General features: G+C 29.0%; 9 protein-coding genes and 1 pseudogene. 4 read left to right on the top strand and 6 right to left on the bottom strand.

Annotated features, from left to right (window positions below; all coding sequences use genetic code 11):
• Positions 1–5: 5 nt before the first annotated feature.
• Positions 6–1,244: an imidazolonepropionase gene (gene hutI, locus ACH2BC_RS00270; protein ID WP_395051915.1), complete on the bottom strand. Its 1,239-nt coding sequence runs from the start codon at positions 1,242–1,244 to the stop codon at positions 6–8.
• 69 nt (positions 1,245–1,313) lie between these two features.
• Here hutI and corA point away from each other — a divergent pair, with 69 nt between their 5' ends.
• Complete coding sequence (gene corA, locus ACH2BC_RS00265) at positions 1,314–2,384, top strand: magnesium/cobalt transporter CorA (RefSeq protein WP_395051914.1); 1,071 nt, start codon at positions 1,314–1,316, stop codon at positions 2,382–2,384.
• A 129-nt stretch (positions 2,385–2,513) separates the two neighbouring features.
• On the opposite strand, the gene nhaA is transcribed toward corA, so the two are convergent.
• The 3 genes from nhaA to fumC form a co-directional block, all read right to left on the bottom strand.
• The gene (gene nhaA / locus ACH2BC_RS00260) at positions 2,514–3,671 is read right to left on the bottom strand and encodes a Na+/H+ antiporter NhaA (protein ID WP_395051913.1); all 1,158 of its coding nucleotides are present in this window, start codon (positions 3,669–3,671) and stop codon (positions 2,514–2,516) included.
• A 73-nt stretch (positions 3,672–3,744) separates the two neighbouring features.
• A complete protein-coding gene (locus tag ACH2BC_RS00255) occupies positions 3,745–4,215 on the bottom strand; it encodes a PEGA domain-containing protein (RefSeq protein ID WP_395051912.1) in 471 nt (156 codons plus the stop codon).
• Between the two features lie 52 nt (positions 4,216–4,267).
• Positions 4,268–5,665 carry a class II fumarate hydratase gene (fumC, locus tag ACH2BC_RS00250; protein ID WP_395051911.1) on the bottom strand — a complete coding sequence of 466 codons (1,398 nt, stop codon included), beginning with the start codon at positions 5,663–5,665 and terminating at the stop codon, positions 4,268–4,270.
• Between the two features lie 343 nt (positions 5,666–6,008).
• Between fumC and ACH2BC_RS00245 the strand changes: the two genes are divergently transcribed.
• Positions 6,009–6,176, top strand: coding sequence for a hypothetical protein (locus tag ACH2BC_RS00245; protein ID WP_395051909.1), 168 nt, complete (start codon positions 6,009–6,011; stop codon positions 6,174–6,176).
• A gap of 74 nt (positions 6,177–6,250) precedes the next feature.
• On the opposite strand, the gene ACH2BC_RS00240 is transcribed toward ACH2BC_RS00245, so the two are convergent.
• Together ACH2BC_RS00240 and arsC are read right to left on the bottom strand one after the other, a co-directional pair.
• Positions 6,251–8,707: a TonB-dependent receptor domain-containing protein gene (locus ACH2BC_RS00240; protein ID WP_395051908.1), complete on the bottom strand. Its 2,457-nt coding sequence runs from the start codon at positions 8,705–8,707 to the stop codon at positions 6,251–6,253.
• A 115-nt stretch (positions 8,708–8,822) separates the two neighbouring features.
• On the bottom strand, positions 8,823–9,164 hold the full coding sequence (gene arsC, locus ACH2BC_RS00235; RefSeq protein WP_395051907.1) for an arsenate reductase (glutaredoxin): 342 nt from the start codon (positions 9,162–9,164) through the stop codon (positions 8,823–8,825).
• A gap of 68 nt (positions 9,165–9,232) precedes the next feature.
• Between arsC and ACH2BC_RS00230 the strand changes: the two genes are divergently transcribed.
• Both ACH2BC_RS00230 and ACH2BC_RS00225 read left to right on the top strand, forming a co-directional pair.
• Entirely contained in the window at positions 9,233–10,141 is a 909-nt protein-coding gene (locus tag ACH2BC_RS00230; protein ID WP_395051906.1) for a CPBP family intramembrane glutamic endopeptidase, read from the top strand.
• Positions 10,142–10,143: 2 nt separating this feature from the next.
• Positions 10,144–10,618: pseudogene (locus tag ACH2BC_RS00225) on the top strand (O-succinylbenzoic acid--CoA ligase); the annotation flags it as partial.

Below are 10,618 nucleotides of genomic sequence, written 5' to 3'. Positions count from 1 at the left end.
TTTACTTAAATAACAATTTCTCCATTAATAATTACGGTATCAATCAAATTACTTCCAAACGCATAAGGCAATTCATAAAAAGAGTTAACTTGCTTACTAATAATTAAATTAGCTTTTTTACCTAAAGTAATACTTCCATAATCATTTTCAATTCCCATTGCATAAGCACCATTTAGTGTTGCTGCATTTATGGCTTCTTCTGGAGTCATTTTCATTTTTATACAAGCTGTTGCAACTACAAAATTCATATTTCCTGATGGTGTTGAACCAGGATTAAAATCAGACGCCAATGCTAAAGGTAAACCAGCACCAATAATTTTTCGTGCTGGCGTATATGGAATACTTAAAAAATAAGAACAACTTGGCAATGCAACTGGCATCGTATTAGAATTTTTTAAAGTTTCAATATCTTCATCAGATAAAACCTCTAAATGATCTACAGATAGTGCGTTATTAGTTACAGCAGCTTTAATTCCGCCAATAATAGTAAACTGATTAACGTGTACTTTCGGAATTAAATTATATTTTTTACCAGCTTTTAAAATTTCTTCCATTTCATCTACAGAAAAATATCCTGTTTCACAAAAAACATCTATATAATCTGCCAAATTTTCTTGAGCAATTTTAGGCAACATTTCATTAATTAGTAAATCTATGTATCCTTTATGATTGTCTTTATATTGTAATGGAAAAGCATGCGCACCGAGAAAAGTTGCTTTTATTTTTACAGAATATTTTTGAGATAATTTTTTAATTACTCGCAACATTTTTAGTTCACCTTCAACCGTTAAACCATAACCCGATTTTATTTCTACTGCTCCAGTGCCAAGTTTCATAACTTCTTCCAATCTTTTTTTAGATTGATTGTAAAGTTCTTCTTCGCTGGTTTCATTAAGTTTATTTGCCGAATTTAAAATTCCGCCACCACGATTTGCAATTTCTTCATAACTCAATCCATTTATTCTATCAACAAATTCTTGTTCACGATTTCCTGCATACACAATATGAGTATGACTGTCGCACCAAGCAGGAAGAACAACTTTTCCTGATGCATCAATTGTTTTGTCAAATATATTTTTTGGATAATTTTCCATCAATCCAAAATCGGAAATCACATCATTTTCAAATACTAAATAGGCATTCTTTAAGCTTGGAAGAACTGCCATTTCACTGCCAGAAATCTTTTCTACAGAAGCATCTCTTATTTGTAATAATTCTTGAATATTGATAATTATGGTTTTCATTGATAGATTTTCAGTAAAATTAGTATGAAAATAATAAATATTCCTAAATTTATAAAAAATTTCAGTTTTGTGAGAAAAATTAAATATAAAAAAGTTAAAAAGGTAGTTCCAAATCTTTTAGAATATACAGGAATTCATAAAAATGTTTCATCAGAAATGCAATTGTTTGTATACGATAATGAAACTTTGGAAGAGGTTAAACAATTTACATCTAGCGAATTACAACAATGTTTGGATTATAAAAAAGTAAATTGGTTAAACGTTCACGGATTAAATGATAACACATTAATTCAAGAAATTGGGAAGCATTTTAATGTAGATAATTTTATTTTAGGCGATATTTTAAATACTACTAAAAGAACAAAACTTGATGAATACAAAGAAGTTTTATTTTTTAGTGTAAAATCAATTTTGCCAGTAGAAGATTCTAATACAATATCTGTAATACAAATAAGTTTTTTACTAAAAAAAGGTGTTTTAATATCATTTCAAGAAAAAAGAAGTGATTTTTTTACCCATATACGAGAAAGAATTAGAACACATTCTGGAATTGTAAGAGAGAAAAAAGCCGATTATTTATTATATTTATTGTTAGATGCAGTAATGGAAAATTTCTATATTACTATAGAAAGTGAAGAAGATAAAGTTGAGGAATTAATAAATTTATCTAAAACTAATAGTAATCCTTTGGTTTTAGAGCAAGTTGAAAAACATAGAGACAATTATAATTTTTTAAAGCGATCTATAATTCCGTTGCGCGATTCATTGTATGCCATAAAAAATATAAAAGATGATGATATTTTTAATGAAATTGAAGATAAAAATTTCACTTTCTTTGATAGATTGCATCAAAAAGCGTTAGAACTTTTAGAACAAATAGAATATGATTTAACCACACTTGATAGTGTTTCTAGCTTTTATTTTTCTACGCAAAGTCATAAAATGAACGAAGTAATGAAAACGCTAACAGTAGTTTCTGTTTTCTTTATGCCATTAACTTTTATTGTTGGAGTGTACGGAATGAACTTTGACAACATGCCCGAATTACATTGGAAATATGGTTATTTTATGATAATTGGGTTTATGGTTTTGCTTCTTGCTGGTATGGCTTATTATTTTAAGAAGAAGAAATGGTATTGAAAGTAAGTTGACACGAATTTTTACTAATTATAAATTTTACTAATTTCTGTACTTTGTCAAAAGATTTCATTTAATAATTCGTGAAAATTCGTGAAATTCGTATGAAATCAATTTGATAACGTAAAGGTTTTACTCTTCAATTTCCTCAACACAATCATTTCTTAAAACAGATTTTAAATAAATAAATCCAATAATTCCTGCAACTATAGATGAAATTAAAATCATAATTTTAGAATTATCAATATGTTCTGCATCAGAAAAGGCGAGTAGTGTAATAAAAATTGACATTGTAAAACCTATTCCACCAAGAAAACCTACGCCAATAATTGCTTTCCAATTGATGTCTTCTGGAAGTTTACAAATTTTTAATTTTACCGATAAATAACTAAAAAGAAAAATGCCCAAAGGTTTTCCAATAATTAATCCCAAGGCAATTCCAATTGTGTAGTTGTGTGAAAGTGCATAATGCCAATCTGAATTTAATATTAAAGCTGTATTGGCTAAGGCAAATAATGGAAGTATAAAAAATGCTACTGGAAAATGCAAAAAGTTTTGCAAAATTATAGAACCCGATTTTTTATCGCCATTGCTAAACGGAATTGCAAATGCTAATAAAACTCCAGTTACAGTTGCATGAACACCAGAATTTAGCATAAAATACCACATAAAAACGCCACCAATTAAGTATGGAATTAAGTTATGAACTTTTAATCTGTTGAGAAGTAACAATAATCCAAAAATGGATAATGAAATTAATAAATTCATCCAAATTAATGTTTTGGTATAGAAAATGGCAATAATTAAAATTGCTCCCAAATCGTCAATAACTGCCAAAGCAGTTAAAAAAACTTTTAAAGATGTTGGAACTTTGTTTCCTAATAAAGACAAAATTCCTAAAGCAAATGCAATATCAGTTGCAGTTGGAATTCCTATTCCAGATTGTGTTGATGTACCAGAATTTAAAAGTAAAAATAGTCCAGCTGGAAGTAACATTCCGCCAAGCGCAGCAGAAAAGGGTAATAATGCATTTTTAATATCCGAAAGTTCTCCGTTGTAAATTTCTCGTTCTAATTCTAACCCAATTAGCAAGAAGAAAATAGTCATTAATCCATCATTAATCCAATGAACTAAACTATGACCTTGAAATTGTGTTTGCCAAAATGCTAAATAATTTTCTCCAAAAACAGTATTAGCAAGAAATAAAGATAGCATTGTGCAAAAAATTAAAGTTAAACCACCAGCTTTTTCGCTATGAAAGAAGTTATTGAATATTCTGGTTACTTTCATTTTTTATATTTGAAGTAAAGATAAAAAAAATCCTGCAAAATTATTTGCAGGATTTTCATAATGTTTTATATTTTTAATCATTAACTTTTTCTAATTGTCCTATTTTTTTCCAATTAGGATCAATATTTAAAGCAACACCAATATAAATTTCTTTATTAGTTAATTTAAAAGCAGTTCCTTTTCCTAATTCAGCATTAACTTCAGATGGTGTTAATTTGTACATAGCACCAGTTATTGGATCTACAATTATTCCTATTAATCCTCCAAAAAGTAAATTTCCAATGTACCATGCATTAAATTTTCTAGTCAAAGTAATTTCATAAGTCTGATAACCTTCTAGTTTAATTTTAACATTGTGAGATTTTTTTCTTTCTAATTTTGTTTCAAAAGGAGTACTTCCAACTTGTTTATCGTCAAGAAAAACATAAGCGGTTGAAGGATTACTTGTAAATTTAACAGTTTGTTTAGATCCAGAAACAATAGTTGCACAACTCGTTAGTAAAAATGTTAATGATAATGCACCAAAAATAATAGATTTTTTCATAAAAAAAGGTTTTAAAATTTAATGTTAATAATTATTTTATAAATGTAGGAATTTATTTTAAACTACCAACCATTTCTTCTGGTTTTACCCAATTATCAAAATCTTCTGCTGTAACATAACCTAAACGAACAGATTCTTCTTTAAGTGTAGTTCCGTTTTTGTGCGCAGTTTGTGCAATTTCTGCCGATTTGTAATATCCAATTTTGGTATTTAATGCGGTAACCAACATTAATGAATTATCTACTAATTCATTTATTCGTTTGTAATTTGGTTCAATTCCGCTAGCGCAATGTTCGTCAAATGAAAGACAAGCATCGCCAAGTAATCGTGCAGATTGAAGAAAATTAGCAGCCATTACTGGTTTAAAAACATTTAATTCATAATGTCCTTGCATGCCACCAACTGTAATTGCAACGTCGTTTCCAATAACTTGTGCGCAAACCATTGTTAATGCTTCGCATTGTGTTGGATTTACTTTTCCTGGCATTATTGACGATCCAGGTTCGTTTTCTGGAATTATAATTTCTCCAATTCCAGATCTTGGTCCAGATGCTAACATTCTAACATCATTGGCAATTTTATTTAAAGAAACTGCCAATTGTTTTAATGCGCCATGAGATTCTACAATGGCATCGTGCGAAGCTAATGCTTCAAATTTATTTGGTGCTGTTACAAATGGATGACCTGTAAATTGTGCAATATATTGAGCCACTTTTACATCATAACCATCTGGAGTATTTAAACCTGTACCAACTGCTGTGCCACCAAGTGCAACTTCACTAAGATGTGATAAAGTATTTTTTAATGCTTTTATTCCGTAGTTTAATTGTGCAACGTAACCAGAAATTTCTTGACCAAGTGTAAGTGGAGTTGCATCCATTAAATGGGTACGACCAATTTTTACAACAGTATTAAATTCTACAGCTTTTGCATGCAAAGTGTCACGAAGTTTTTCTACGCCTGGAATTGTAATTTCTACAACCGATTTATATGCTGCAATGTGCATTCCTGTTGGAAAAGTATCGTTAGATGATTGCGATTTATTTACATCGTCATTGGCTTTTACAACTGGTTCGCCTTCGCCAATTTTAAATCCTGCAAGAACTTGTGCTCTGTTGGCAACAACTTCGTTTACATTCATATTACTTTGTGTTCCTGAACCTGTTTGCCAAATTACCAATGGAAATTGATCGTCTAGTTTTCCGTCAAGAATTTCTTGGCATACTGTTGCTATTGCGTCGCGTTTTTCTATTGATAAAACTCCTAAATCGCAATTGGCAAATGCTGCTGCTTTTTTTAAATAGGCAAATCCTTCTATAATTTCTTTGGGCATTGATGCTGATGGACCAATTTTAAAATTATTTCTTGAACGTTCTGTTTGTGCGCCCCAATATTTATCTGCTGGAACTTGTACTTCGCCCATTGTGTCTTTTTCTATTCTGTATTCCATTTTAGTTTTATAGTTTTATGTGGTTTGAAAAAAGGTTTAAGGTTGTTTAAAAGTTTAAAATTGTTAAAAATTTTACATATTTCTAAGAACTAGCCCAGACAGTAGTGGAAAGCTTTGCTTGAGGAAAACGCTATTTTTTCTTGACCTGAAACTGCGACCAAAGGAAGCACGTTTTTGGGCTTAGAAAAAAAGTGTTTTACAAGCAAACTTGAAACGTATGGCTGGAAATAGCTTCACAAAAATAGTTGTAAAATGTGTTTTAAAAAAATAAATTATAACTATTTATTGGTTTGTTACATTATATATTTTACTTTTGTTGTGAATTCAAAATTTTCCGGAAATTATGTTTGATTTTTCACAGTATTTGGGCTTTTTAGCGTTTTTATCAATTTTAACTTTAGGGTTTTGGTTGATGATTTTCTTAATTCATTTTGTTTTCTACTGGATTGGTGGAGCATTGTTTGAATTATACAAAGAGAAAAAAGCTGAAAAAGCTTTGAAACAAGCTTAAAATTAGTTTGTTACAAAATAAAAAAGGTTCAACTGAAATATGTTGAACCTTTTTTTATGAATTGTTGCGAGAGATTATCCTTGAAAATCGCCACCTTCGCCATCTTGATTTCGTTTTGGCTGTTTTTCTTTTTCGTTTTTAGATTTGTTGAAACGATAGGTAAATGAAAGTGTAAATTGTCTTTCGCGCCATTGCATTTCGGTGTAAGATTCTACCAAACCTGGAATAAATGTTTCCATAATTCTTTTTCTAGAATTAAAAACATCGCTTATATTAAAGGAAATTGTTGCTTTATCTTTTAAAATATCTTTGCTAAAAGCCAAATTGGCAGCAAAAATACCTAATGATTTTCCTTGTGCATTATTTTGTGGTCCATTGTAAGTTAAGTTAGTTTGCCAATCTATTTTAGATGGTAAATTAATTTTAGAGGTTAAACGTGTTGACCAAGCGTTGGCTATATTATCGAAATTTTGAGTAATTATTGTTCCAATAAAATTAGTGTAACTGTAATTGCCTTGCGTTTCTACTCTAAAAAAGTTGAAGTTACTGTTTAGTTTCCACCACTTATATGGATTGTAATTTAATGTAAATTCAAATCCTGCACGATATTCTGTAGCCAAATTTATTGGTGAACTTTTAATAATTGGAACTCCATTTATAAAAGTTCCAGTTTCTCCACGAACAAATTGAAATGCATCTGTAGTTTTATTTACATACAATGAAGTACTTAGTGTAACTTTTTCAAATCTTTTTAAATATCCAAAATCTAATGCATCTGTAAAAGCTGGGTTTAAACTTGGGTTTCCAACAAATATATTGGTGTTGCTTGATAGATTATTGAAAGGATTTATTTGTCTTCCTCTTGGACGTTGAATTCGCTTGCTGTAACTTATTGAGGCACTACTTTTATCTGATATTTCGTAAGTGAAAAAGGCACTTGGAAACAAATTATCGTATTTTCTATTATTAAAATCGGATGTTGCTAGTTGATTAATATCGATATTAGAATCTTCAAATCGTAAACCTAAAAGCACAGATAATTTTTTATATTTTGTTCCAAATTGTGTATAAAGTGCATTTACTTTCTCTTTATATTGTAGTGTATTTGTAAAAGAATTATTTACAACACCATCATTAAGTACTTGATAATTAGTTACAAGCTCTGAAAAATCGCCACGATAACCAGCTTCAAATTGTGAGTTTTTACTAATTGGAAGCACATAATCTGAAAAAATTAAATTTCTACTTTGTTTTTGATTGTTTATTGTGTTGTCTATTTTAGTTAGTGTAGAATTTGTTGCAGTATCATTAATTAAAGCTGTATTTAAATCTGTATTGGATGAAAACGAGCCATCTACAGTTAATTTATGACCATCTTTTTTAAATTTCTTGGTTAAATTGGTTGTAAATTCTATGTTTTCGCTATTACTGTTTTCATTATTAATTCTATTTCGAGTATAGTCGTAAACAAAATTTTGATTGAAATTATCTTGTAAAATATTGTCTACATTGTCTCCAGCGCTTTTTCTATAATTTACACTATTTGTCCAGGAAGTTGATTTATTTAAATTCCATTCCATACCAAAATTACTATTGTAACCTCTATTTAAACGTGAATTATCTCTACTTTCATTAACATAATTCTTGGTAGAATTGTCTGGATTTAAATATCTAGAATTGAATAGTGCATTTCCGGGATTGCTTTTATAGTTGTAACCTTGAGTTGTAAAAAGATTAAATTCTTCAGATTTATAATTTACAGTTGCGCTTAAACCGTGATTGTCTGGATAACCAGTTGTTGCTATTATTGTTCCGTTTAATCCGTTGGTTTTACCTTTTTTAAGAACAATATTTAAAATTCCGCCTCCACCTTCGGCATCATAACGTGCTGAAGGATTGGTAATTACTTCAACTTTATCAATTGCATCGGCAGGAATTAAACGTAACGCTTCGGTAATATTAATTGCATTGGAAGGTTTTCCATCAATTAAAATTCTAACATTTTCGTTTCCACGAAGACTAACATTTCCTTCTACATCTACAGAAACTGATGGAATATTATCTAACACATCGCTAACAGTTCCACCTTTTACCATTAAATCGTTTCCAACATTGTATACTTTTTTGTCTAATTTTATTTCTACAGTAGTTTTTTCGGCTCTAATTATTACTTCATTTAATTGTGTTGCATCTTCTTGCAGCGTAAATGTTCCTAAATTAGTATTTTCTTTCAATACTTTTTGAGAAATTTCTTGAGGTTTAAACGAAATAAATTCTATTTTTATATTGTAAACACCAGCATTGGCTTCAAAGTCAAATTCGCCTTTAACATCTGTAATTCCTCCAGTTGTAGCATTTGGATTTTTTAAATTTACCAATGTAATTGTTGCATATTCTAATGGTTGGTTAGTTGCTTTATTAACAATTTTTCCAGTTACTTTAATCTTTTTAATTTCTGGTCTTTCTTGAGAATAGTTTAAAAACGAAACCAATAATAAACCAATAAGTACTAATCTTTCAATCTTTTTCATAAATAAAATCCTAATTGTATGCATTTATTTGTCCGCAAAACTAGACAAACGTTTAATCTAGAAATCACAAAGGTTTGTTAAATGATTTATAAGAAAATTATTTTAACTTTTAGAGTTATACTATAGATTTTATTCTTTCAAATGGTCTTGCTATTACTGCTTTATTACCATTAACAGCAATTGGTCTTTCTACTAAAACTGGATGTAAAACCATTGCAGTAATAATTTGATCATTAGAAAGAGTTTCGTTTTTAAATTTTTCTATCCAAATTTTTTCTTTCGTTCTAACTAACTCTATTGGGTTGATGTTTAATTTATTAATTAAATTGGATAAAGTTTTAAATGTAAAATGTACATCTAAATATTTTACTACTTCAAATTCTTTTTCAGAATTTTCTAAAAATGCCAAACATTCTCTAGATTTTCCACATCTTGGATTGTGATAAATTGTTATCATAATTTTTTTACAAAGGAACTAAATATTCCAATAAATACTGTATTTTAGTCGAAACAAAAAAAAGCAAAATGTTTATAGAACAAATAAATACTAAAAAGTTTAACGGCTTACTTTATTTACCAATTCCACTTGGATTTTTAGCATTAATGTTTTTTAATTTTATTATTTCAGAAGGTGTTGATACTAATAAAGCTATAAACGACACAATAGCTATGTTTGGTATTAATGTAACTTTTGCTTTAATTGTAGCACCATTATCATTTGCCTGTTTGGTTGTACTGTTTTGGGTAAAGTTTGTACATCAACAAAGTATCACATCTTTAACAACAGGAAGAGCAAAAATAGATTGGAATAGAATTTTATTCTCGTTTGGATTATGGTCAATAATTACAATTTCAATTACATTAATTTCTTATTATGCCGCACCAGAAAATTTCATATTTAATTTTAAGCCAATTCCATTTTTAATTTTTTTTATTTTAGCACTGCTTTTAATTCCACTTCAAACTAGTTTTGAAGAATATTTATTTCGCGGATATTTAATGCAAGGCATTGGTGTAGCAACTAAAAGTAAATTAATTCCCTTGATAATAACATCTGTTTTGTTTGGAGTATTACATATTGCAAATCCAGAAGTTGAAAAATTGGGATATACAATTATGATTTATTATATAGGAACTGGTTTTTTCTTAGGAATTTTAACTTTAATGGATGATGGTTTAGAATTATCATTGGGTTTTCATGCTGCTAATAATTTAATTGGAGCATTACTTGTTACTTCCGATTGGACCGTTTTTCAAACTCATTCAATTTTAAAAGATATTTCCACTCCAAGTAATGGTTTTTTAGAAATATTTTTTCCAGTTTTCATTTTATTTCCAATGATTTTATTTATTTTTAGTAAAAAATATAAATGGAGCAATTGGAAAGATAAACTTTCAGGAAATTTAAATTTTGCTAATAATAAAACACTATAAAAATGATTAATCCAACTTACGAAAATGTACATAATTTATTTAAATTGAATGGTTTTCATTTAGATAAAGAAGATTTGTGTCGTGTTGCCTATAGTTTTATAAAAGAAGGCGAAGAGTTTGAAAAACCAGTTGGTGATTTTATTTTAGATTGGTTTGATGCTAAACCATTTATAGAAATGCAAACTTCTGGCTCAACAGGAATTCCTAAAATGATTCGAGTTGACAAACAAGCAATGGTAAATTCAGCATTAGCAACTGGAGATTTTTTTGAACTTCGTGCAGGTAACAAAGCATTACATTGTTTACCAGTAAAATATGTTGCAGGAAAAATGATGTTGGTTCGAGCAATGATTTTGGGTTTAGATTTAGAATTTGTTGCTCCAAGTTCACATCCGTTACGAAATTTAGAGGAAACTTTTGATTTTGCAGCAATGGTTCCTATGCAAGCACAAAACTCAATATCAGATTTAAAAAAGG

Origin of the sequence: Flavobacterium sp. (genome assembly GCF_043760115.1) — a bacterium.
Lineage (GTDB): Bacteria > Bacteroidota > Bacteroidia > Flavobacteriales > Flavobacteriaceae > Flavobacterium.
The sequence above is the reverse complement of the archived record's forward strand: the minus strand, read 5'-3'. Positions and strand labels throughout refer to the sequence as shown.

Coding starts and splice junctions, on each gene's coding strand:
- fumC (WP_395051911.1), bottom strand. CDS start 5,665: ATGGAATACAGAATAGAAAAAGACACAATGGGCGAAGTACAAGTTCCA.
- ACH2BC_RS00245 (WP_395051909.1), top strand. CDS start 6,009: ATGTTTGATTTTTCACAGTATTTGGGCTTTTTAGCGTTTTTATCAATT.
- arsC (WP_395051907.1), bottom strand. CDS start 9,164: ATGATAACAATTTATCACAATCCAAGATGTGGAAAATCTAGAGAATGT.
- ACH2BC_RS00255 (WP_395051912.1), bottom strand. CDS start 4,215: ATGAAAAAATCTATTATTTTTGGTGCATTATCATTAACATTTTTACTA.
- hutI (WP_395051915.1), bottom strand. CDS start 1,244: ATGAAAACCATAATTATCAATATTCAAGAATTATTACAAATAAGAGAT.
- nhaA (WP_395051913.1), bottom strand. CDS start 3,671: ATGAAAGTAACCAGAATATTCAATAACTTCTTTCATAGCGAAAAAGCT.
- ACH2BC_RS00240 (WP_395051908.1), bottom strand. CDS start 8,707: ATGAAAAAGATTGAAAGATTAGTACTTATTGGTTTATTATTGGTTTCG.
- ACH2BC_RS00230 (WP_395051906.1), top strand. CDS start 9,233: ATGTTTATAGAACAAATAAATACTAAAAAGTTTAACGGCTTACTTTAT.